The 230-nt window shown below is 53.0% G+C and carries 1 protein-coding gene; it reads left to right on the forward strand.

All coding sequences use genetic code 11. From position 1 onward, the window contains the following. A partial coding sequence (locus AF337_RS44615; RefSeq protein WP_210168080.1) for a hypothetical protein occupies nt 1–230 on the forward strand: 230 nt, incomplete at both ends.

The raw sequence follows: 230 nt of genomic DNA on the forward strand, positions 1-230 counted from the left end.
CGCTTCCAGAAACTCGCGAGAGCTTTTTTGGAAGAAGAGTGCGCGCTTAGCTTTCGATTGGTGCGCGATCGCCCCAGCCAGAATGGTGGCTACTTTATGTATCCATCGCTCAAATTCGAGATGACCGCCGCGGCATTTGAGACGGCTCAGATACGGGAAAGACCGGACGACGTCTCGGAAAGCCAGCGCGAATTTGTGGATCTAGCCTTTAGAATGGCATTGATCGAGAC

This window comes from Rhizobium ecuadorense (assembly GCF_001187535.1).
GTDB lineage: Bacteria > Pseudomonadota > Alphaproteobacteria > Rhizobiales > Rhizobiaceae > Rhizobium > Rhizobium ecuadorense.